26 protein-coding genes are annotated in these 23,236 nt (G+C 37.2%); 18 read left to right on the top strand and 8 right to left on the bottom strand.

Annotated features, from left to right (window positions below; all coding sequences use genetic code 11):
• The first annotated feature begins 5 nt into the window (after positions 1 to 5).
• The 13 genes from FZC41_RS07130 to FZC41_RS07070 all read left to right on the top strand — a co-directional run bounded on the left by FZC41_RS07130 (position 6) and on the right by FZC41_RS07070 (position 9,843).
• Positions 6 to 1,166 (top strand): GTP-binding protein, encoded by a 1,161-nt coding sequence (locus tag FZC41_RS07130; RefSeq protein ID WP_148566709.1) that lies wholly within the window; start codon positions 6 to 8, stop codon positions 1,164 to 1,166.
• 87 nt (positions 1,167 to 1,253) lie between these two features.
• Entirely contained in the window at positions 1,254 to 2,603 is a 1,350-nt protein-coding gene (locus tag FZC41_RS07125) for a uroporphyrinogen decarboxylase family protein (protein ID WP_148566708.1), read from the top strand.
• Between the two features lie 168 nt (positions 2,604 to 2,771).
• Positions 2,772 to 3,401: a cobalamin B12-binding domain-containing protein gene (locus tag FZC41_RS07120; RefSeq protein WP_148566707.1), complete on the top strand. Its 630-nt coding sequence runs from the start codon at positions 2,772 to 2,774 to the stop codon at positions 3,399 to 3,401.
• Positions 3,402 to 3,410: 9 nt separating this feature from the next.
• Positions 3,411 to 4,220 (top strand): methyltetrahydrofolate cobalamin methyltransferase, encoded by an 810-nt coding sequence (locus FZC41_RS07115; RefSeq protein ID WP_148566706.1) that lies wholly within the window; start codon positions 3,411 to 3,413, stop codon positions 4,218 to 4,220.
• Between the two features lie 149 nt (positions 4,221 to 4,369).
• Complete coding sequence (locus FZC41_RS07110; RefSeq protein ID WP_148566705.1) at positions 4,370 to 5,287, top strand: CobW family GTP-binding protein; 918 nt, start codon at positions 4,370 to 4,372, stop codon at positions 5,285 to 5,287.
• A gap of 163 nt (positions 5,288 to 5,450) precedes the next feature.
• Complete coding sequence (locus tag FZC41_RS07105; protein ID WP_148566704.1) at positions 5,451 to 5,912, top strand: hypothetical protein; 462 nt, start codon at positions 5,451 to 5,453, stop codon at positions 5,910 to 5,912.
• Positions 5,913 to 5,951: 39 nt separating this feature from the next.
• Complete coding sequence (locus FZC41_RS07100; RefSeq protein WP_148566703.1) at positions 5,952 to 6,245, top strand: hypothetical protein; 294 nt, start codon at positions 5,952 to 5,954, stop codon at positions 6,243 to 6,245.
• A complete protein-coding gene (locus FZC41_RS07095) occupies positions 6,226 to 7,008 on the top strand; it encodes a HAMP domain-containing protein (RefSeq protein ID WP_186855138.1) in 783 nt (260 codons plus the stop codon). Before FZC41_RS07100 ends, FZC41_RS07095 begins: the two co-directional genes overlap by 20 nt.
• A 49-nt stretch (positions 7,009 to 7,057) precedes the next feature.
• Positions 7,058 to 7,291 (top strand): hypothetical protein, encoded by a 234-nt coding sequence (locus FZC41_RS07090; RefSeq protein ID WP_148566701.1) that lies wholly within the window; start codon positions 7,058 to 7,060, stop codon positions 7,289 to 7,291.
• 28 nt (positions 7,292 to 7,319) lie between these two features.
• On the top strand, positions 7,320 to 7,601 hold the full coding sequence (locus tag FZC41_RS07085; RefSeq protein ID WP_148566700.1) for a hypothetical protein: 282 nt from the start codon (positions 7,320 to 7,322) through the stop codon (positions 7,599 to 7,601).
• Between the two features lie 149 nt (positions 7,602 to 7,750).
• Positions 7,751 to 9,121, top strand: a complete 1,371-nt coding sequence (locus FZC41_RS07080) for an APC family permease (RefSeq protein ID WP_148566699.1) — start codon at positions 7,751 to 7,753, stop codon at positions 9,119 to 9,121.
• 15 nt (positions 9,122 to 9,136) lie between these two features.
• The gene (locus tag FZC41_RS07075; protein ID WP_148566698.1) at positions 9,137 to 9,415 is read left to right on the top strand and encodes a hypothetical protein; all 279 of its coding nucleotides are present in this window, start codon (positions 9,137 to 9,139) and stop codon (positions 9,413 to 9,415) included.
• 170 nt (positions 9,416 to 9,585) lie between these two features.
• Positions 9,586 to 9,843, top strand: a complete 258-nt coding sequence (locus tag FZC41_RS07070) for a hypothetical protein (protein ID WP_148566697.1) — start codon at positions 9,586 to 9,588, stop codon at positions 9,841 to 9,843.
• Positions 9,844 to 10,072: 229 nt separating this feature from the next.
• Here the strand turns inward: FZC41_RS07070 and FZC41_RS07065 are convergent, their stop codons facing one another.
• Complete coding sequence (locus FZC41_RS07065; protein WP_186855141.1) at positions 10,073 to 11,278, bottom strand: IS110 family RNA-guided transposase; 1,206 nt, start codon at positions 11,276 to 11,278, stop codon at positions 10,073 to 10,075.
• A gap of 306 nt (positions 11,279 to 11,584) precedes the next feature.
• Here FZC41_RS07065 and FZC41_RS17265 point away from each other — a divergent pair, with 306 nt between their 5' ends.
• From FZC41_RS17265 to gshAB, 5 genes are all read left to right on the top strand, one after another.
• On the top strand, positions 11,585 to 11,731 hold the full coding sequence (locus FZC41_RS17265; RefSeq protein WP_170253891.1) for a hypothetical protein: 147 nt from the start codon (positions 11,585 to 11,587) through the stop codon (positions 11,729 to 11,731).
• A gap of 79 nt (positions 11,732 to 11,810) precedes the next feature.
• Complete coding sequence (locus FZC41_RS07060) at positions 11,811 to 13,076, top strand: MFS transporter (protein WP_148566695.1); 1,266 nt, start codon at positions 11,811 to 11,813, stop codon at positions 13,074 to 13,076.
• A 338-nt stretch (positions 13,077 to 13,414) separates the two neighbouring features.
• Positions 13,415 to 13,765 (top strand): hypothetical protein, encoded by a 351-nt coding sequence (locus tag FZC41_RS07055; RefSeq protein WP_148566694.1) that lies wholly within the window; start codon positions 13,415 to 13,417, stop codon positions 13,763 to 13,765.
• A gap of 76 nt (positions 13,766 to 13,841) precedes the next feature.
• Positions 13,842 to 14,801 (top strand): peptide-methionine (R)-S-oxide reductase MsrB, encoded by a 960-nt coding sequence (msrB, locus tag FZC41_RS07050; protein WP_170253901.1) that lies wholly within the window; start codon positions 13,842 to 13,844, stop codon positions 14,799 to 14,801.
• 161 nt (positions 14,802 to 14,962) lie between these two features.
• Complete coding sequence (gshAB, locus tag FZC41_RS07045) at positions 14,963 to 17,278, top strand: bifunctional glutamate--cysteine ligase GshA/glutathione synthetase GshB (RefSeq protein WP_148566692.1); 2,316 nt, start codon at positions 14,963 to 14,965, stop codon at positions 17,276 to 17,278.
• Between the two features lie 309 nt (positions 17,279 to 17,587).
• On the opposite strand, the gene hisIE is transcribed toward gshAB, so the two are convergent.
• Genes hisIE through hisD form a run of 7 tightly spaced genes read right to left on the bottom strand, consistent with a single transcriptional unit; the run spans position 17,588 to position 23,233 of the window.
• The gene (gene hisIE, locus FZC41_RS07040) at positions 17,588 to 18,208 is read right to left on the bottom strand and encodes a bifunctional phosphoribosyl-AMP cyclohydrolase/phosphoribosyl-ATP diphosphatase HisIE (protein WP_148566691.1); all 621 of its coding nucleotides are present in this window, start codon (positions 18,206 to 18,208) and stop codon (positions 17,588 to 17,590) included.
• An 11-nt stretch (positions 18,209 to 18,219) separates the two neighbouring features.
• Positions 18,220 to 18,978 carry an imidazole glycerol phosphate synthase subunit HisF gene (gene hisF, locus FZC41_RS07035; RefSeq protein ID WP_148566690.1) on the bottom strand — a complete coding sequence of 253 codons (759 nt, stop codon included), beginning with the start codon at positions 18,976 to 18,978 and terminating at the stop codon, positions 18,220 to 18,222.
• Positions 18,972 to 19,691: a 1-(5-phosphoribosyl)-5-[(5-phosphoribosylamino)methylideneamino]imidazole-4-carboxamide isomerase gene (gene hisA / locus FZC41_RS07030; RefSeq protein WP_148566689.1), complete on the bottom strand. Its 720-nt coding sequence runs from the start codon at positions 19,689 to 19,691 to the stop codon at positions 18,972 to 18,974. The genes hisF and hisA overlap by 7 nt, the downstream gene beginning before the upstream one ends.
• The gene (gene hisH, locus FZC41_RS07025; RefSeq protein WP_148566688.1) at positions 19,688 to 20,296 is read right to left on the bottom strand and encodes an imidazole glycerol phosphate synthase subunit HisH; all 609 of its coding nucleotides are present in this window, start codon (positions 20,294 to 20,296) and stop codon (positions 19,688 to 19,690) included. Before hisH ends, hisA begins: the two co-directional genes overlap by 4 nt.
• Before the next feature lie 15 nt (positions 20,297 to 20,311).
• Positions 20,312 to 20,899: an imidazoleglycerol-phosphate dehydratase HisB gene (gene hisB, locus FZC41_RS07020; protein ID WP_148566687.1), complete on the bottom strand. Its 588-nt coding sequence runs from the start codon at positions 20,897 to 20,899 to the stop codon at positions 20,312 to 20,314.
• Positions 20,889 to 21,953 carry a histidinol-phosphate transaminase gene (gene hisC / locus FZC41_RS07015; RefSeq protein WP_148566686.1) on the bottom strand — a complete coding sequence of 355 codons (1,065 nt, stop codon included), beginning with the start codon at positions 21,951 to 21,953 and terminating at the stop codon, positions 20,889 to 20,891. The genes hisB and hisC overlap by 11 nt, the downstream gene beginning before the upstream one ends.
• Positions 21,953 to 23,233 (bottom strand): histidinol dehydrogenase, encoded by a 1,281-nt coding sequence (gene hisD, locus FZC41_RS07010; protein ID WP_148566685.1) that lies wholly within the window; start codon positions 23,231 to 23,233, stop codon positions 21,953 to 21,955. Before hisD ends, hisC begins: the two co-directional genes overlap by 1 nt.
• Positions 23,234 to 23,236 lie beyond the last annotated feature (3 nt).

Genomic DNA, 23,236 nt, shown 5'->3' with positions numbered 1-23,236 from the left:
AATTGATGTCATCTGGAATCAGGTCTAGCTTATGGATTTTATTTTGGAGAAATAAGTACCTCAGGAGAGAAAATATGAAACGATCAAAACTGATGGTTATTGGCGGATTTTTAGGTGCAGGGAAAACAACCTCAATGATTGAAATTGAAAATGTACTTAAAACAATAGGTCAAAAAGTCGCTCTGATTACAAATGACCAAACAGCGTTTCAAGTTGATACGCATTATGTGGAAACACAAAAAATACCAGTTGAAGAAGTATCAGGAAGTTGTTTTTGTTGTAATTTTGATAAATTTAAAGAAGTAATTGAAAAATTACAAGAAGAAGATACGCATTTTATTCTGGCTGAACCGGTTGGCAGCTGTACCGATTTAGTATCGACGATTATGAAGCCTATAAAAATGGGAAAAGCCGGAAATGTGGAAATATTGCCTTTATCTGTGGTAGTAGAACCAAGACGATTAATGGATTTGATGAATCAGGATACATCTCTTTTATCTAAGGATGTTTATTATTTGTTTTCTAAGCAAATGGAGGAAGCCGATATTATTATACTGAATAAACTGGATACAATCAGTGTTAAAGATAGAAAGCTACTAAAGGAATTCTTAGAAATAACATATCCCACAAGCCAGATTTTGGAAATTTCCGCCAGGGAAGGAACTGGTATAGAAAAATGGTTGTTAGCTGTTTTATGCTCAGACCAAAAAACGACTAATATTAAAAAAATTAATCTTGAATATGATACTTATGCCAATGCCGAAGCGGAAATGGGATGGCTAAATGCCAACGCACAATTGAATGCTGAAAATTTGATCAATGGCAACGATATTCTTTTTGATTTGGGAAAAAAAATTAAAGATTTGATTACCCAGTCCGGTGGGGAAATTGGTCATCTTAAGTTGTTCTTAAAATCAGAAGGAGAAGCATCTAAAATAAGTTGCGTTGGAGTAAACCAGCCAATTGATGTTGCCAGTGAGTTTACCAAACCAATAAAAAATGGGGATTTAATTATAAATATACGAGCTACTGTTTCACCGGAAGAATTGAGTAGAATTACTCAAATCAGTATAAAACGTCTTGAAGAGGCCCACAAATTAGAGGTGGAAAATTTCGAGGTTCAAGCTTTCCGCCCTAGTTACCCCACTCCGACATATCGATATTAAAAAGATTTCAACTGAGGCGAAATAGATGTTTATAAATAGTCAGAAACTAAAATAATTGAATTTAAAATTACTAAATGAGGTGAAGAAATGGGAAAAGATTTAGTTTTAAAGACATTAAGGCATGATACCGTAAATGAAGTACCGTGGGTACCCTTTAGTGGTGTTCATGCAGGTTTTTTAAAGGGCTATACCGCAAGAGAAGTTTTAACTGATGGGGATAAATTGTTTGATTCATTAATGGAAGTTAACAAGATTTATACCCCTGACGGTATGCCGATTATATTCGATCTTCAAATTGAAGCTGAAATTTTGGGATGTGAGCTTTTATGGGCAGAAGACAATCCACCATCTGTTATGAGCCATCCCTATGCAGGTGAATTGGAGGTTCCATGTAAATGCAAGATTCCAAAAGCAACTGACGGACGTATACCAATGGTTCTAGATGTGATGAAACGGGTGAAAGCAGAAATTGGAGATAATACCGCTTTATACGGACTGGTTTGTGGGCCGGTAACTCTGGCATCCCATATTCGGGGAAGTCAGTTTTTCATGGATATCGTTATGTATCCTGAATATGTTAAAGAACTGGTTGGATTCTGCGCAGAAGTATGCAATGCTATGTCAACCTACTACATAGAAGCCGGAATGGACATTATTGCTGTGGTAGATCCCTTGATCAGCCAGATTTCCCCTAAATCCATTGAAAGTTTATTTTTAGAACCTTTCCAAGCGGTGTTTGATTTGATTAAGAGCAAGGGTGCGCTAAGCTGTTTCTTCGTTTGTGGTGACGCAACGCCACAAATTGAAGTGATGTGTCGGACAAACCCAGATGGTATTTCCATTGATGAAAACATCAATATTTATGAGGCAAAAAAAATAACCGATCAATATAATATCACCATAGGAGGAAATATCCCCCTAACGACAACATTACTCTTTGGCAACCAACAGGATAATATGAAATTTATTGTGGACATGCTTGACAATATTGAACATCATAATTTAATCATCAGTCCGGGATGTGATATGCCATACAATGTACCAATTGATAACACAGTGGCAACCATTCAGGCTATTAAGCAAACTGAAAATGTACGCAAAATGATTGAAAACTATGAGGCAGTTGATGAAGATATACCAGTGGATCTTCCTGATTATGAAACCTTAACCAAGCCATTAATCGAAATCTTTACTCTTGATTCAGCTACCTGCGCTGCCTGCACATATATGGTAAAAGGAATCATGCTTGCTGAAGAAGAGTTTGGAGACAGAGTTGAGATAAAAGAATATAAATACACAAACAAATTAGATATTGCTCGCACAAAAAAAATGGGGGTGAAGCATTTACCATCAACTTATATAAATGGAAAACTCCAATGGTCTTCCATAATCCCTAGTAAACAGGAATTAATTGAAGTGGTAGGTAGATGTTTATAAAAAAGCTTTATTTGTAAATTTCACCATATTTGTCAACAACCTAAATCAGTTAGATGAAAGTAATCTTTTACAACGAATAAGAAGAGTAAAAAAACAAGAAAAGAATAAGAAAAGAATAAGAAAAGAATAGTCTGCTGATAAACAGATTAGATTTTAAAGGAGAAATAAATGTTGGATTTAAACATATTAACACAAGCCTTGGGTGATTTGGAAGAAGACCAAGTAATCGAGTTGTTAAAAGAATTTGCTGCCACCAATCCATCGGAAAACGAGGCGTTGGAGGCGGTAGCAGCGTGTCAGAGAGGAATGGCAATTGTTGGGGATCTTTTTGAAAATGGCGAATATTTTATTGGAGATCTGATTTTTGCAGGAGAATTCCTAACTGAAGCCATCAACGTTTTAAAACCATCATTGGGAAGTGGAGCCACCAAAGTGATGGGAACCATTTTACTGGGAACCGTTCAAGGGGATTTACATGACATTGGTAAAAATATATTCAAAAGTATGTCTGAAGCAGCCGGATATGAAGTGATTGATATGGGTATCGATGTTAAAGTAGAAATATTTGTGACAAAAGCAAAAGAAATTAAACCCCAGATTATTGGTATGAGTGGGGTATTAACCCTTGCTATTGAATCCATGAAAGAAACTGTGGACGCTTTGAAAGCTGTGGGTGTTGAATCGAAAATCATTATCGGGGGAAACCCTGTAACTAAAGAATCCTGCGCATATGTGGGTGCAGATGCGTTCACTACCAATGCAGCTGAAGGTATCAAAATCTGTCAGGGTTGGGAATAGGAGGTTGCTATGATAATAATTGGAGAAAAAATTAACGGGAGCATTCCAGTGGTGAAGGAAGCCATCGAAAAACGGGATGCAGCTTTTATCGCAGACCGTGCAGTAATGCAGACGGATGCTGGCGCTCATTTCATTGATGTGTGTGCCAGCACCGCACCGGAATATGAGATTGAAACGTTGAAGTGGCTGATGGAGGTCGTTCAGGATGCTACCGATACGCCCCTGTGTATCGACAGCCCCAACCCCCGAGTGATAGAAACAGTGTTTAAATATGCCAATAAACCAGGAATGCTTAACTCGATTTCTGAAGAAGGGGATAAATGCGAAGTTCTGCTCCCTCTGATGGCAGGCAATACCTGGGAAGTAGTGGGTTTGACCTGTGATGACAGGGGAATTCCTAATGATGTTCAAACAAAAGTGGATATCACAAAAATTATGGTTGAAAAAGCAGCGAAATACGGGATCACACCGGATCGAATTCATATCGATCCTTGTGTTATGGCTTTATCAACTGAAAACAATTCTCTCCTGAATTTTGCTCATGAAATTAGAGAGATTAAAATTCTGTATCCAACCATCCATGTAACCGGAGCCATCAGCAACATGTCCTTTGGGTTGCCGCTACGAGCTCTGCTGAATAAAACCGCCATGACATTTGCCATCCAGGCGGGCATGGATTCGGCTGTGATGGATCCATTGAATCGGGATATGATGGGAACCATTTTTGCGACTTACGCACTTCTCGGACAGGACAAACATTGCAGAAAATACAGTAAGGCATTTAGAGCAGGAAAAATTGGATCAGTTGTAAAAAAATAAGTACTATAATATTAGAAAACATCATTTAGTTAATTACCTCAACAAAAAATTAAAAAACCGTATAAGTTTATGGAACGGTGTTTGAGACCTTAGATAACCTGACGGAAGCACAATGTGCTTCCGTTTTTAAAAACTAAAGGAGAAATTCAATGAAGCTGATTTTACTCACGGGATTTTTGGGGTCAGGCAAAACAACGCTGCTTAAAAAACTTTTAAACGCATATAAAGGTTTGAAAATCGGAGTGCTTATGAACGAGTTTGGAGAAACCAGCATTGATGGACAACTTATTCAAGGAGATGACTTTGATCTGATTGAACTTACAAATGGCTCGATCTTTTGTGCATGTCTAAAAGAAAACTTTATTAAAGCTCTGGCCCAGTTTTTAAATCTGGATCTGGAAATTATTTTTGTGGAATCATCGGGAGTGGCAGATCCGTCAAATATGGAAATGATTCTTGAAATAGTCACAAAGATTTCAGGCAAATATTATGACTACGCCGGTTCCATTTGTATTGTAGATGGGCATTATTTTCTCAAACAGTTTGATGTAATACCAGCCATTGAAAAACAGGTGTTTTATGCCAATGAAGTAATCATTAATAAAGCGGATCTCCAAAATACAGAAGAATTGGAAGCCATTGAGACGAAAATTAAGGAAATTAACTCAGCGGTGAGAATTTTTAGATCATCATTTTGTGAAGTACCGTTAAGAGACATGGTTTCAAACATGACAAGTTTAAAATTGGTGGCCAAGCCCTCAGCGAACACCTGGGAATCTCGGCCGAAGACAAATGTTTTAAAAACAAAAGAAGTCCTTGATTATAAAACATTTGAGAGATTTATAAATCAAATAAAGTTTTCAACTTATCGTATTAAGGGTTTTGTACGGACGAATCAAGGGATTTTTGAAGTCAGTTGTGTTAATGATTGTGTGGTGATAAATCCATGGAGTAATCCTATTGAAGAAACTGAAGTGGTATTCATATCGTCGGTTGGAATACGGCTATTCAGTGATTTATTAAGATTCTGGAAAATAAATTTTGGTGACATTCCTGTAAATATTTAGATTTAAAAAAAGATGAAGAAGATTTTCAGCGCAAAATATCTAGGATACATTCTTCTGTTTTCAAAAAGAAATGTATAAATTATTGATTATAGCCTTATATGGCACGAAAACTGTTCAATATAACGGGTGATCATCAATAGAAAACAAAAAGGACGGGTAAACAATGGAAGAGAGAAAACGAGGAATGAAGACAATTAAGAGAAAATTGTTGATTGTACCACTATTTTCGGTGCTAGTGGGGGTGTTTGTAATTGGATCTTTCTCTGCTTATTTAACCAGAGAAAGTTTGCTTGCTGAAATGAGAGAGAATGGGTTCTCAGCATCACAGCAGTTTGTGGATCGATTGGAAGACAATACAGAAGCCCTTTCTACCATGAATGTCATGATTGAGGAACAAATTCGAAGCATTGGCAATATTATGATTGGAAACCGAGGAACAATCAGTGATCAATACCTAACAACCTTGGCCCAACAGTCGGGGATCAATCAGATTTATTGGTTTAATGCAGCTGGAGAAATTATCAATTCGATCAACGGTGAGTATGTTGGGTGGAAGGTTTCTCAGGGAGATCCTATCTATGATTTTATGGTCAGTGGCAAGAATGAATTTATGGAAAACATCTGAAAAAGCACGGAAACTGAAGAGAGCTTTAAATTCGGATATATGAAAATCAACACAGGTGAGTTTGTTCAGGCAGGCGTTACTGCTGATCGAGTAACCGAACTGACTGAAAAGTTCGGTTACCAGGCCCTAATTGACGAATTATCTGCAAACGAAGTTGTCTATGTCAGCTTTATCAATAAGGATTTAACCGTGGTGGCTGACAGTAATCCTGATGATATTGGAGTGAGTTATGCTGATGATCAAACAATCAAAGATGTGGCTGTTGACGGAAAATCAAGTGCATCCGAGTATTTTTATGAAGCGGAGAATAAAGATGTTTATGATGTCCTGTAATCCGGTGGTGATTAACGGCGAATTAAAAGGTGCATTGAATATTGGTTATTCCATGAGTTCAATCCAGACGGCAATTTTCAAAAACATAATGATGGTGTCCATTGTGGGGCTCGTTGTATTTTTCGTATTGGCATTTATTTTGTATCGGGTTTCAGTTTCAATTACCAAACCAATTGCTCGGATTAATCATATGATCAAGGAAATGAGTATGGGTCATTTGGGCCTGCGTTTGGGCATCGATTCGGTTGATGAAATTGGAGAAATGGCTTTGGTCATGGACAGCTTCGCTGATGATCTGCAAAATGTGGTGATAGGTACCATGATACAGATATCGGATGGGGATTTGTCGGCAACGATACATGAAAAGGATGATGCAGATGAGATTATGCTTGCACTGAAACAGACAATTAAGTCCATTCGTGGATTAATTGGAGAAGCTACCAGACTCTCCAAGGCAGGGGTGGAAGGTCGGCTTCATACTAGAGGAAATGTGGAATTATTTAAAGGTGGTTTCAGAGATGTTGTGGAAGGGATCAATGCCTGTATTATTGGACTGGGGGCTTTGGAAGAAGGAAATCGAATTCTTGGATTGATGAGTCATCATGATTTCAGGGAAAAGATGGAAGGCCAATATTTGGGAATCTATTCGGAGTTCGCATTTTCAATTAACGTCCTTAATCAACGACTCAATAATATAATTGAGATTATTAACCACTTTGCAGTTGGGAATCTTCAAGATGGTGTCAGCGTGTTGATTGGCTAATTTATTAAAAAATGATCACCGAAAAAAAGTGCTGATAAGGGAGAGAAGGATGGAAAATAAAATTAAAAAATATTACCGATTGGACCTTGCCTTTATTATTCTGGCAATGGCAGTATTATGGCTTGTCTTAGGGTATGTTATGTTTGAAATCGGTAAAATGTCACTTGATGAAATTGTAAAAGGTTTTATCTGGATTATGGGCACATTAATTGAAATTTTTGCAACAGTTTCGTCGATTGCAGTCATTTCACATTTAAAAAAAAATCAGAAAAAATTGTATTGAAAATAAACTTTGAAATGAGGAAAGGTCAATGAAAGAAAAAAAGAATGAAAGAAAAAGAATAGGCAAAGAAATATTTGATTCGCTTTTTATTATGATCTTGTGTTTTTCGACATTGTTGAGTGCTATGTTATTAAAAAATAAAAGTATGACGGGAATTGATTATACTATTTATTCCAAAACATTTTTTGTAACGGTTTTAGGGTTGATTGCATATTTGGTATATATGATCAATCGCTCGGAACGCGGATTGAAAGCGATGATTCAGGTAGTATATTTTGATGAATCGATCAAAGAGATGAATAAAAAATGAGCTTTTGGGGTGCGATGAATAGTATAGCTTGGGGGTTATGCGTTTTAATTACAATCGTTTTTATTGTGGATTTTATTCGGATTGAAAAAGGAAGATTTAAAAATGATTGATGACTATTTTGGAAAAATATTGAAAGTAGGTAGAAGCCAATAGGAAAAAAAAATGAACCACATTTATTAAAAGTACTGGGTCCAGTACATGTATGGGCGCTGGGGGTTGGAATTGTATTAGTTGGTCAGTTTATGGGATGGAATTTTACCATTGCAAAGGGCGGGTCACTTGGTTCTATTATAGCATGTTGGGTCATCGCTATTTTATACGTCTGTTTAATAATGATCAATACAGAAATGGGATCTGTTATTCCTGAAGCCGGGGGTCAATATGCAATGGCTAAATATCTATTAGGACCATTGGCAGCATTCAATATTGGGTTAATGCTGGTTTTTGAATACCTGATGTTAGAAGCTGCAGATGCATTGGTGGTTGGGGAAATTCTGAAGACATTAAGTCCTGATGTTCAGCCGCTTCCGTATATTATCCTTAGTCTGTTACTGCTAACTTATTTAAATTATAAAGGTCTTCATGCCACATTAAATCTAAATATAATACTAACAGCAATTGCTTTTTTTACCATTATTGTATTGTTGTTCAGTACAAAGTTTTACTTGCCGTCCCAAAGTCTAATTAATTTAAACGGACTGACCAATGGGCTTCCGTATGGGGCAATGGGAATTCTTGGGGCATTGCAATTTGGATGCTGGTTTTTTCTGGGAATTGAGGGAACAGTGCTAGTGGTAGAAGAATGCAAATCGGTGGGACGAGCCTTGCCTGTTGGAGCGATTACAGGGTTGATAACATTAATTATTGGTGCTTCGATCACGTGGTTTGTTTCTTCGGGATTAGTTGAAGCAACCATTCTTGGGAAGTCCACCTACCCTTTGTTTGATGCAGCAGTTGTAGTAAACAACCCGATTGTGATTAATCTTTTGTTTATGGGGACGATGCTTGCTTGTCTAGCAAGCGCAAATGGTTGCATTGCAGATGCCAGCAGAGCTTGGTATTCCATGTCACGGGATACTTTGATCCCAAAATCATTTGCAGTGCTTCATCCGAAATATAATACACCATATCGGGCAATATTATTTTTATTACCCATTTCGCTGGCCTTTGGGTTAACCGGTTTATTAGATCAAATCATCACATTTTCTATTTTGTCGGCATTATTAGTCTATATATTGACCGCGTATATGATGGTTAAATTTCGGAAAATGTATCCGTTGGGGAGTATTGAAAGAGGGTATCAGGCCAAGTGGCACCCTGTTCCAGCCATTATTGTCTTTGTGTTATCTGGGGCTACATTATTTGGGATGTATTTTGGTTACTGGATCAATCTGCTTGCAGGATTTGTATTTTATTTACTGGCTTCAGTGTGGTTTGTATTGTATCGATCCAGAGATTTAGATTACCATACGTTTGTATCTAAAGGAATTGCTCAATGGCCACGCCCTAAAGGTTATTAAAATGGGGGTGATTGAATGAACTTGAATGCTTTATTGAAGCGTAATAAACAGTTCCGATGGATCATACTAATGTTGACGATCATTGTTCCTTGCTCAGGGTATGTGTTGTTGGGTCGATCAGCACGTGGTTTGATGATGCTGATGTGGATGTTTGTATTAGGGTATCTGACAAGTCACTTAACAATTTATTTTTCAGATTTAACATCTATTACACAATATTTTGGGGCAGTCACAGTTTGGATTGCTTCAATTCTTGAAATCAATCATGAAATACTGAAAATCTTAGGCAGTTGAAAAGTAAAAGGTTAGAATTCCTTTTCAAAAGATTGATTTGTCTAAACATGAGAATGTTGTCATAGATCAAACACCGGAATATTGGTAACCCATAGCCGGTAGGCATAAAAAATTCATACTGATAAATGAAGCCAGAACTCCAAAAACCGGGAAAAAACCTAGGAGATGAAATGAGTTCCGAAAAAATTGGCTGTAAAGAGGTGAATATAAATTTTCCTGATGAACAAACTGATTTATTAACTCAGTTTGTTGGTGTATTTTTGGATTTACAAGAAAAAGCAATGAATTCGGAAATATCGACAAAATCTGTTGACTTAAGAGGAATAATAGCGAGTCTGAAAATGATTAGACGTGGACTTAAATCAGTAAATGCTATTAGTATGGGGATAATTGGAAAACTTTCGGCCAGTATGAAAAAGAAATTTTAATGGATGTAGTTCGGACTCGAATTCGTGATATATGGGAATTAAATGATGTTTTTTCGCAAAATTTAATCATAGAAAAGATGCTCATCGATAATAATAGATGAGCAAAAAAAGCCTGCAAATAAAAGTCAATAGAAAATTGAAGTTTTTTTGAAAAGGTTATATGCTGGATTTTAAGCATAACAAATAGACCCATTATACGCTGGTCTGAAAGAAGGAATGCAAGAGGTAATTATTGTGGAAGAACTGTTAAGTATTCTTTAACTCTACCATAGTAGATACGCAGAAACTTATTAGCGCCTGCGGTCATGTAAACATAGTAAGGTTTACCCTGAGCACGTTTCTTATCGAGAAATTGATAAACAGCATCATCCTGCGGCTTGGTCTTGATAAGAGTATCCATGACCTGAAACAAAGTTTTTCGCAAGGTAGAAGAACCTCTTTTGGAAGTACGAACACTTTTTTGTTCATAGGTTCCAGATTGGTTAACGCCTGGATCAACACCTGCAAATGCAGTAATAGCACCCTTATGTGTAAAACGTGTAACATCACCGATTTCAGCAATCAACTGAGGGCCAAGAGATGGACCAATACCTTTCATTTCCATGACGATAGAGTACTCTGGCAGCTTAGAGGCAGTTTCATTCATCAGAGTACGAAGTGCTTCTACAGTTTTGGAAGTAATGTTTAATTGATCGACAGATTGTTTCACAATGAGTTTGGTCAAATCATTTTTAGGAAGTACAGGAACAAGTTCCTTTGCTGCTCCATAGATTTCTTCAGCTTTTAATTTACTGAAGTTGTACTTATTTCGCTTACACCATTTCTGATAATGGTCGGTGAAAGCATGAAGAGACAGTTTACGAACACAGTCTACATGCCAGTATGCAGTAGCGAAATCAACCCATTTCTGGCTACCATCATCACGAGCAGGGCTGTTGAAGTAAGTATTAACGCCCGGATAGGTTTGATCAAGTATCCCGATAAAGTTATTTTTCATAGCCGTTTTGTGCTTCATGTAAAAACCAAACTGACGGTTCATGGTTTTTAACTGATTACGTATTTCATCCATAAGGTTATATTGTTTCAAATCATTCCAATTGTCAAGAGCATAACGCGCTATTTTTATAGCATCTGCTTTATCAGATTTGACTTTACGTAGAGAATTGTCACCGAAATCTTTAATAAGCTTTGGGTTTACGGCACTCACAAAAAGATTTGTCTGAGAAAGCTCACGTGCTAGTGGTTCATAATAACGACCCGTGTGCTCCATAACGATGCGAGATTCGCCTTCAATGGATTTGATCTGGTTGATGAGAGAACTGATTTCATTGGAAGTGTGGCGAATCTCAAAAGGCAAAGAAACAATCTCACCATATGGGCGGATAATAGCGATCATGCTTTTGCCCTTAGAAATATCAATACCTACTGCGTTCATATTCATAAATTTGACACTCCTAAAGTTTATTGCAATGGATAAATACCAGTTTTACTCATTGCCTATTCAATCTACTGTGGTGTGACACGAACGTACTGTAGGACAGCAGTTCAACCTGCATAAAACGAACGCTGCGAATGAGGAGCTGGCTATCAGTCTATTTTACGGACGCGAAGTCCAAGAAAGAAGGACGATATACCGATTGCTCTTTACATTCTAACAGCTTAAGCAACAAGATGGATAAAAACCTAACTGGTTGTTAGGTACTATAACCATAAATACATTGTAGTAGAAAGAAGGTTGATTATGGTTTGTGAAATATCACTAGGAGGTGCGGCTTCTGCAATAACCTCGAGTGAATCAACTGAAAAATTGGTTGTTCCAATTTTAATTGAACATGGGAAAAGTTATATGGGGATAGTAAAGAAAAAAGTTTGTTGGAAAGTGGAATAATATGTCAGAATTGAAAATTTGTACATCCTGAATTAGTCAGACATATAGCGATGTATGAAAGAAAAAGAAGGTGGACACCATGTCGAATAGAACAAGAGAACTGATTTATGTCATTTGTTTGACTGGCTTTATCACAATTACATTTGCATTTGGTCGCTATATATTTTCAATGATTACTCCGGATATTGTCAGCAGCTTAAATATTGACTACGAATTTGTAGGACGTATTAATGCATGTCATCAAGCCGCTTATCTTCTTTTCTCTTTGCTTGGTGGTATTTTATGTAGTTACATTAGTGTGAAGTTCTTGATTTCTTCATCAGTAATCCTGTGTGGCATCAGTGTTTTTGTGCTTGCATTCGTAAATAATCCATGGCTCTTGTTAGTTATTGTAACCCTTCAGGGTATTATTGCGGCAACATCATGGATACCAATGGTAGAGTTTGTTGCCAAGAACATTCAAGAAGATAATCGAGGAAAAAGTCTTGGGATCATTTCGAGTGGAACATCGTTTGGATTAATTCTAAACGGCTTCTTGATTCCCTACATATTAACTAATGATACCTGGCAAACCGTTTGGTTTGTTTTCGGAATAATCAGTTTATTTTTAGGAGCAGTTGGTGTTTATTGGATCTATAAATTAAAAAGTGTACCTGATTTAGAGATTAAAAAAGTCAATAAAAAAGCTGAATGTGAAACGGAAAATTTGGTTTTGGGTAATGATACATCAGGTAAATATCTCAAATATTATATCATATTAGTTGCATTGTTGATCTTATCTGGGCTTTATCTGATTCCATTCCAAAGTTATATAGTACCGTTGATGCAAGCAGATTTGGGCTTAAATGAGCAAATGTCAGGACTTGCTTGGAGTATCTTTGGTTTTGTAGGTATTTTTAGTGGCTTTATTGCAGGAGTTTTTGCGGATAAATATTCGGCTAAACGGGCAATGATTATTGCATATGGAATTTCAATTCTATCAATAGCATCAGTAGTCTTTATTCATAACGGAGCTGCGGCACTTTTTGCTTGTTTTATTTTTGGACTAACATACAATGGTATTTTTGGTTTGCATCCAACCTATGTGGCCAGAGTATTACCACCAGAAAAAACCGCGAAATTATTTGGATTGATGAACTTATCATTAGGGGTAGGGTCTATGATAGGGAATTATGCAGGTGGATACATTAAAAAAATGACTGGAAGTTTTTCATTAGCCTTTCAATTAATGCTTGTGATGTCCATACTCACTGTTTTGATTTGCATATTCATAAAATCTGATCGGAATGAGGAGGTACGCTTAAATAGAAAGAATCGTGTTGAATCCAATCAAGATAGCATATGATATTAAAAAAATGAAAGTATTTAAAGACTTTCACACGGATTCAAAAGTTTATAAAACAATTAATAAAATAATTGAAACTATGTGTTGCAGATTAAAAGATAAAAATTTCAAATCTATTTTTGCACATGATTCGAAGGCTGTCAATAGTGATCATTGGCAGCCTTCGATTTTAAAAGTTTATTATAAATGAAAACGAGATTAATCTATTATATTTGCATTTTAGTTTAGCATAAGGGTATTTATATAGAAAAAGACTAATAATGAAGGGTTTATATGTTTTGAATGTAGTTATGAAACACGTTACGAGAGGTGATGAAAAGATGAAGAGGATCATTACGTTGGGATTAGACCAATATCAAAATTTTAGTGTAATTGAGCATTTGCCTTCAAAAGAATTTTCTGTCGTTGAGGCCGATTACTATGCAGATTTGATTTTCTACCAAGCATTTTTATGCATTATTAACCCATGGAGTTTGGAAGATGAGGCGCTTGATGATCTCACCCGTTTTTATTTGAGTGTTGCAGATGATATGTCGATGACAATCATTTTTATAAAAGAAGTTCGTCTTCCTCAAATTCTGGAAAAGGAAATTTTAGCATATCGTGATTTTTCAGAGTTAGAGTCGGAGTTGGAAAATGTGATAACAAGTGCTTATCAAAAATATTTAAAAAAAAATATAGTGTGTTAGATTAGATAGCTATTTTTATAAGTCAAAAGAATTAAGCTTACTATACAAGAAAATGAAAAATGGAGGAATGAATATGATAAAAGAAATATATTTGGCAGGGGGATGCTTCTGGGGAACCGAGAAATATCTTGAGAATGTTAAAGGTATCATCGAAACTGAAGTTGGTTATGCAAATGGCAATACGAAAGAGCCAACATATGAAGAAGTGTGCCACCAAAATACTGGCCATGCTGAAACAGTAAAAGTAATCTATGACGAAAATAAAATCAGTTTAGCTTTCATTTTAGAGTTGTTTTATGACGTCATCAATCCGGTAAGTATCAATAGACAGGGTGGTGATATAGGTACACAATATAGAACCGGAATATATTATATAAATCCCGAAGATGAAGAGATTATCAAAGACTCGCTTTTTCAGCTGCAGAAAAAGTATCGGGAGCAGGTAGCAATTGAAGTGAAGCCACTTTTGAATTATTTTAAGGCAGAAGCATATCATCAAAAATATTTGGATAAGAATCCGAATGGATACTGTCATATTGGAGCAGAAAAATTTGAAAAGGCCAAGAATTCTGTTGATTTAAGTAAGAAATACTTAAAAAAACCGAGCGAGCGATTAAAGGAAAATTTATCAGAAGTTCAGTATGCTGTAACACAGAATAATGCCACGGAACCGCCTTTCCAAAACGAGTATTTTAATGAATTCGAAGAAGGTATTTATATAGATATTACAACGGGACAACCACTCTTTATTTCAAGTGATAAGTTTGAGTCAGGATGTGGATGGCCTAGTTTTGCTAAGCCGATTGATGAAAATATTATTGTGAAAATCACTGACAAAACGAATAGCATGGTGCGTACTGAAGTAAGAAGCAAAATTGGTGATGCCCATCTGGGACACATTTTTGATGATGGGCCAAAAGAAATGGGTGGGATGAGATATTGTATCAATAGTGCCGCACTAAAGTTCATACCAAAAGATAAGATGAAACAGGAAGGATATGCGGAATATATGCCACTCCTAATAAACAAAAAATAAGTACTTGTTTCCTGGTGAAATCATGCGGTTTTCAAAAAAAATATATCCGACAAATCAAAGGGAATTAGGGTAGATAGAATTATTCCTTTTTATGGTATAATAAATAAAATTTTGTACAGTTTACCCCATTTCACCTGTACGACAATAGAAAGGTTATACGCATGATTGAAATTTTAAAAAATAAAATGACCCCAGAGAGTATTTTAACCGCAGGGTTTGGCGTGGAAAGAGAAGGACTTCGAGTAACACCTCAAGGCAAACTTGCATTAACTCCACATCCGCCAGTTTTTGGAGACAAACTCAAAAATCCCTATATAACAACTGATTTTTCAGAAAGTCAGGTGGAATTAGTTACACCGGTTTGCTATTCGGTGACGGAAACCTACGATTTTTTAGAGGCACTAACAGATATTGTTATCAATGAAATTGATGGAGATGAAGAGCTGTTTTGGCCTTATTCCATGCCGTGTGATATACCAGAAGATAAAAATATCCCAATTTCAACATATCAGGGAGAATCTGGAAAGAAAGCTAGAGAATATCGTGAAAAACTGATGGCGAAATATGGCGGGAAACGCCAGCTAATTTCAGGAATTCATTATAATTTTTCATTTAGTGATGATTTTTTAGAGATACTATGGAAAGAATCTGGCAGTGAATTAACTTATAAAGACTTTAAGGACAAAATTTATTTAAAAGTGTTAAGAAATTATTTGCGTTATCGCTGGTTAATCATTTATTTAATGGGATGTACCCCGGGATTGCATGAGTCTTATATCAAAAAATGTTTGGATTGTATGGAAAAAAACGGACATCAAACATTTTTAAGTCAGGGCGGAACATCAGCTCGAAATGGAAATTGTAGTGGTTACAAAAATGAAATTGACTTATACCCTGACTATTCTTCAGTCAGTGGATTTATCGGCAGTATAAAGGAATTTATCAGCAGGAAAAATATTTCTGAGGCAAAAGAGTTATATGCTCAGATCCGCTTAAAACCAAAAGATTTTGCAAATGTGCTAGGATCTCTGGAAAGGGACGGTATCCAATATTTAGAGATTCGTACGATAGATCTTAACCCATTTGACAAATGCGGCATTGCGAAAGTTGATCTTGAATTTTTAAATATCTTCATGTTGTTCCTTTTATTAGAAGGTGAAGAGTTTTTTGAAACCTGGCAACAGGAAGCACTAATTAATGAAGTTGCCGTGGCAGAACATGGACTTGAATCGGATTTAGAACTTCTGGATAAGCAGCATTGGACGTTAAAAACAGCTTGGGCGGAAGATGTTTTGGGGAAAATGGCGGAGATTAATGAATATTTAAATTTGAACCAGGATCATTGCATTGAAGTGATGCTGAATCGAGTGAAGAATCCGCAAACAACTTATGCATATCGTCTTAAAGAACTGATGACGGAAAAAGGGTATATTAGGACTAATTTAGAGTTGGCAAATAAATATAAATCTGAATCGGTAAAAGAGCATTATCATCTAAAAGGCTTTGAAAACTGGGAACTGTCAACCCAGATTTTAATTAAAGAGGCTCTCACCCGAGGGATTAAAGTGACACCGGTGGATGCATCAGAAAATATTATTGCATTGGAAAAAGACGGTCATAAAGAGTATGTGAAGCAAGCCACAAAAACAAGCGCCGATACCTATATCACACCATTATTAATGGAAAATAAGGTTGTAACAAAAATGATTCTCAAAGAAAATGGGATACCGGTCCCAAAAGGTGAGGAGTTTTTTTCCTTTGAAGAAGCAAGCGTTAAGCTGCCAAAATATGTAGGGAAAAAAGTTGTTATCAAACCAAAGTCTACTAATTTTGGCTTAGGAATATGCATTTATAATAATGGTGGGTCTTTTGATGAGTTATTAGAAGGTGCGCGAATTGCTTTTGAACACGATAATACGATCCTCATAGAAGAATATATCGCTGGTTTGGAATACCGCTTTCTAACCATGGGAGATGATGTTGTTGCGGTACTTCATCGACGACCGGCAAACGTTGTTGGAGACGGAATTCTAACCATTCAGGAATTGATTGATATAAAAAATCAGCATCCTTATCGTGGAGATGGACATACCAGTCCTTTGAAAAAAATTGAACTGGATGATCAGTCTCAAATGTTTTTGAAAAAACAGGGAATTTCGGTCTTATCAGTACCTAAGCCTGGGGAAGTTGTTTATTTGCGGGGAAATTCAAATATCAGTACGGGTGGAGACAGCATTGATTATACGGAAGAAATGCATCCTTATTTTAGTAAGATTGCTTTAGCTGCGGCAAGAGCATTTGATGCGAAATTTTGTGGGATCGACATCATTATTGAAGACTATAAAAATCCTAAATCCGCTTACGGAATTATCGAATTAAACTTTAATCCTGCAATTATGATGCATGCTTATCCGTTTGAAGGAAAAGAAAGACGGCTGGGGTACAACATCCTAAAAACGATTGGATTGGCGGAGTAATACTAAGAAGAGAATAAATTCTTATCAATAAAAAAACAGCAGGTCCGGATGACCTGCTGTTTTTTATATTAGGAATGAAAAGAAAAAGGGGAGACTTTCATCTCGCATCTTTATGATAGGTCTTGAACCTTAAAAGAGACTTGGAATTGGTTAAATTTAAGTAAAATTAAGGAATCTTAAGCTGTTGTGGTTTCGGGGAAATGTGATTATAAAAAAGATGCATTTATTTTATAATCACATCTTTTGATTCAGTCTGCTTTGAAAAATTCATTTTGATCAATTGAAAATAGTTAGCAGTAAGTATTTTTTCTATTTATGTCGTTTGGTCAGTTCTTTAAAAATAGATTCTAAATCAACACCTTGATTATTAAGCATGACAAATAGATGATAGATTAAGTCGGACGATTCATAAATGAGTTCATTAGGATCATTGTTTTTAGCGGCAATAATTGTTTCAGCAGATTCCTCACCAATCTTTTTACCAATTTTGTCAACGCCTTCTCTAAAAAGGTAGTTGGTGTAAGAACCTTCAACGGGGTTCTCTTTACGATCGGCAATCAATGCAAAAAGTTTCGGTAGAATGTCAATATTGCCGAGAGCATTTTTTTCATCGGTCATAATATTTCGATAAAAACAGCTGGTATTTCCGGTATGACAAGCTGGCCCGGCTGGAATGACCTGGATGAGTAAAGTATCACCATCACAGTCGTAATCAATTGAAATAATCGTTTGAGTGTTACCTGATGTTTCTCCTTTAACCCATAACTGTTGGCGGCTTCTGCTATAGAAAGTCGCTTTTTTTGTTTCAACGCTTTGTTTTAAAGCGTCTTCGTTCATCCAGGCCATCATCAAAACCTGACGAGTATTATAATCCTGTACAATTGCCGGAACAAGACCAGCATCGTTATATTTAATAGTTGTTAAATCCATAATTAACCTTTCTAAACCCGTCTAACGGGAATCTTTTCATTGTGCAAATAGTTTTTCAGATCAGAAATTAAAATTTCCTTATAATGGAACACGGAGGCGGCTAAGGCGGCATCGGCACCAACCTTTAAAACATCGGCGAAGTCCTGCATTTTTCCAGCTCCTCCAGATGCAATAATGGGAATAGTTAGAAGATCAGAAAGCTTTTTATTTAATTCAAGATCAAAGCCTTTCTTTACGCCGTCTGAATCGATGGAATTAATACAGATTTCTCCGGCACCTAAGTTTTGACCGCGCTGTGCCCATTCGATGGCATCAATTCCGGTATTTTCGCGACCGCCTTTAACATAAACATCCCAGGAGCCATGATTGTTTTTTTTGGCATCAATGGAGAGAACAACACACTGAGCGCCGAATTTCAGGGCAGCTTCCTTGATGAGTTGGGGTTTCATAACGGCCGCAGAGTTGACGGAAACTTTGTCGGCTCCGGCCATGAGAACCTTTCTGAAATCTTCCACCTTGCTGATGCCGCCGCCAATGGTAAAGGGAATGCGAATTGCTTCAGCGACCTTTTCAACAATATTGATAAAAATATCTCGATCTTCATATGTTGCGGTAATGTCATAGAAAACTAACTCATCAGCGCCTTGTTCCGAGTAATAGCGTCCTAATTCCACAGGGTTTGCAACGTCTTGTATGTTTTGAAATTTTTTTCCTTTTACGACCCTGCCATGATCGACGTCCAGGCAGGGAATGATACGTTTGGTCAGCATGATTTAAGCTCCTCTAACAGATTTTCAAGATCAATGGTACCTTCATAAAGTGCTTTTCCGGTGATGGCGCCATACAGACCCATTGACTTCAATCGTTTCATATCTTCAATACTGGAAATTCCTCCAGAGGCGATGATATCCATATTTAAATGATTGTTAAGCACACCAAGCATTTCAAAATTAGGACCGGTCATCATGCCATCTTTCGATATATCGGTGTACACCAAGGTTGACAAACCGTATCTCTCTAATTTGCTGGCCAGTTCCAATGCTTCAATATTGCTGCTTTCAACCCAGCCTTCGGTACACACGATACCTTTTTTTGCATCAATAGAAACGCAGACTTTATCATCATAGAGGTCCAAAAGGTTTTCAATAAAACCAAAATCTTTGACGGCCTGAGTTCCAATGATAATTCGCGATACACCGATATCAATATATTCTTTGGCAATATCCAAATTTCTGATGCCACCGCCTAATTCGATTGGAATGTCGAGAGCTTCGACAATTTTTTTTATGAGTTCTAAATTTTTTGGCTGACCGTCAAAGGCTCCATCCAAGTCAACTAAGTGTAAGAATTGTGCACCCTTCGCTTGCCATTTTAGAGCGACATCCACAGGATCATTAAAATAAATGGTTTCAGCATCTTTTTGTCCTTGCATTAAACGAACGCATTTACCGTTTTTTAAATCAATTGCAGGGAAAACAATCATGATAATATCTCCTTAAAGTTTTTTAATAATTGAAGTCCGACGGTTGAGCTTTTTTCAGGATGAAACTGCATCCCGATGACGTTGCCTCTTTGCACGATTCCAGGGACTTTAACGCTGTATTCGGCATAAGCAATGACATCGTTGAAATCCACTGGATTAGCATAGTAGGAATGAACAAAATAAACGTAATCTTCAGTGCCGATATTCTTTACTAAAGGGCTTTCCCGATTAATAATAAGATTGTTCCAACCCATATGGGGGATTTTTATGTTTGGGGCAGTGAATTTAACAATTTCTCCAGGAATATAGGAAAGGCCTGAAAATTCTCCGTCTTCATAACTCTTATCAAAAAGTAGCTGCATCCCCAAGCAGATTCCTAAAAGAATTTTCCCCTTTTTGACGTTGGCATTGAGGGTGTCGATGAGGTCAAATTTTCTTAAATTTTCCATCGCATCAGAAAATGCACCAACACCGGGAAGAATAATCGCTTCAGCCTGATCCAGCACTTTTTTATCTCTGGTTATGATTCCTTCCAGGCCAACATCCCCGAGGGCAGTATAGACATTTTTTAAATTCCCAACGTCGTAATCAACAATTGCTATCATTTATGTTCCTCCTTGTTATTCAATAATTCCTTTAGTTGAAGGAATTTCTTTGTTGCCGGCTTCGATGTAGCAGGCATTTTTGAGTGTTCGTCCCAATGACTTAAAAATACCTTCGACGATATGATGATTATTGGTTCCATACAAGGAAGCAACATGAAGGGTCATTTTACTGTTAGTGGTAAATGCGATGAAAAATTCTTCTAGAAGTTCAGCTTCAAAATCACCAATAAACTCTCGGGTTAAGGGAACATCAAAGACAAGATAACTGCGGCCACTGATATCAACGCAGGTACGGCATAAAGCCTCATCCATTGGGGTGAATTGGAAGGCATAGCGGTTAATACCGGCTTTATCGCCAAGGGCTTGATAAAAAGCCTTACCAAGAAGAATGCCAATATCTTCAATGGCATGGTGATTGTCGGCGTTGTCGCCGGTAGCATCAATGGTTAAATCAAATTTTCCATGTTTGGTAAAAAGTGTCAGCATATGGTCAAAAAAACCAACGCCGGTATTGACATTGGCGATCCCGGAACCATCGATGTTTAAAGAAAGTGCAATAGTGGTTTCAGTCGTGGTTCGGTTTAATACACAGCTACGCTTCATTGTACACGACCTCCTTGATAATTTCCAGAATCTTTTGGTTTTCTTTCGGCTTACCGATTGAAAAACGGATGCTTTCGGGACAGGAACCGGTTTCTTTAAAGCGCTTGATAAGGATACTACGATTAAGCAGTACTTCATATATTTTTTCAGCGAAAGGCGTTTCAAAATAAATAAAGTTTGCACCGGAAGGATAAACAGTGAGCGAAGGCAATTCTTTCAAAACAGCCATTGCTTTTTCTCGTTCAGCTTTAATTTCTTCAAGATTTTTAAAAACTTTATCCCGATTCTGAAGCGCAATCACGGCCATCTTTTGAGTGAGAACATTCAGATTATAGGGAGCTTTTACCTTGTAAAGCACATCGATGATATTCTTGTTTCCCAAAGCGTAGCCACAACGAATACCTGCTAGACCAAAGGCTTTTGATAAGGTGCGGAGAATTAAAAGCCGCGGATAATTAGGCAATAAATCCACATCAGATTCGCCAAAAAATTCGATATAGGCTTCATCTAAAACAACGAGAGAAGGAACAGCATCTAATATTTTGATAATGTCTTTTTTGGCGAAAGTATAACCGGTTGGATTATTTGGATTGCAAATATATAATAGTTTAGCGTGATTGTCACAGGCTGCTTTTATAATACCGTCGACATCCGGTATATGGCCGGGTAAATCAAGAATGCGAATGTGTTTGGAATCCGAAATTTTTGCCCAGATATTATACATATCAAAGGATGGCGAATGAGAAACTACCACGTCACCGGCATTAACAAAAGCTTGATTAATCATCGCAATCAGCTCATCAGAGCCTGATCCGCAAATAATCCCATCGGTTGGGACACCGGTATAAGCGCTAAGTTCGTTTAATAATTCGGGAAAGCAAGCTTCAGGATATCGGTTGAGGTCGGTATTACAGATATCATCAGTAAATTGTCGCTTTAAAATCATTGGAAAGTCATAGGGACTTTCATTGGCATTAACGATAATTTCGTATTGAGGGGCATCGACTTTGTAAGCAACAAGATCTTGAATGTTTTTTCTAATTAAGGACTCCATCAGTTTTCAAACCGCCTTTCGACTGCTTTTGCATGAGCATCAAGACCTTCTGAGCGGGCAAAAGCAGCAATCTTTTCATATACATTTTTCAAAGAATTCTGATCATAAGAAAGAATGCTTGATTTTTTAATAAAGTCATAGACACCAAGAGGAGAAGAAAATTTTGCCGTTCCAGAAGTGGGAAGGGTATGATTAGGCCCCGCAAAATAATCACCCAGAGGCTCCGGGGTGTAGGCTCCCATGAAAATGGCACCGGCATTTCTCACTTTTTCCAAAGAGTCCATCGGATTTTCAATGAGAAGCTCTAAATGTTCCGGAGCAATTTTATTGGAAAGTTCAAAGGCTTCATCCAGATCTTTGACAATGAAAACAAATCCAAAATCATCCATTGATTTTTTTGCAATTTCTTTGCGGCCTAAGTCTTCGTTGATTTGTCGGTAAACTTTTTCGATCACCTGTTTGGCAAGATCCTCTGAGGTGGTAACGAAAATGGGCATCGCCATTTCATCATGTTCAGCCTGGGATAATAGATCGGCGGCAGCATAAACGGGATTGGCGTTTTTGTCTGCGATAATGAGGACCTCACTGGGGCCGGCGATCATATCAATGTCGACTTTTCCAAAAACTTCTTTTTTGGCGGTGGCCACATAGATGTTTCCAGGCCCGACAATTTTATTTACCGGTTTGATGGTTTCGGTACCATAAGCAAGCGCAGCGATTGCTTGAGCTCCACCAATTTTATATATTTCGTGAACGCCGGCAATTTTAGCAGCTGCCAGAATTGCGGGATTGACTTTTCCATCTTTACCAGGAGGAGTTACCATAACTAATGATTGAACACCAGCAACCAGGGCAGGGATGGAATCCATTAATACCGTGGAGGGATAGGTTGCTTTTCCTCCGGGTACATATAATCCTACACGCTCGATTGGAGTAATGTGTTGACCGAGTACAACACCGGGTTTGGGTTCATAGGTCCAGGTGGTTTCCAGTTGCTTTTCATGGAAAGAACGAATATTACCGGCAGCTTCTCTGATAATCTCAAGCAAGCTCTCAGAAACGGAATCGAAGGCTTCCTGTATTTCTTCTTCAGTTACCTGAAGATGGGTCAGCTCACAGTGATCCAATGCCTTTGTATAGTACAATAGTGCGGCATCACCATCTGTTTTTACGCCTTTGATTATTTCCAGAACGGCATTACGGATATCATCTCGTACATCTTCATTGCGTTTTAGGATTTTGTCAAGATCCATCGTTTGATCATAAATAATAGTTTTCATAGT

The organism is Acetobacterium paludosum (assembly GCF_008086595.1).
In the GTDB taxonomy this organism is placed as follows: Bacteria; Bacillota; Clostridia; order Eubacteriales; family Eubacteriaceae; genus Acetobacterium; species Acetobacterium paludosum.
Note: the sequence above shows the minus strand (reverse complement) of the source record. Positions and strands in the feature narration are given on the sequence as shown.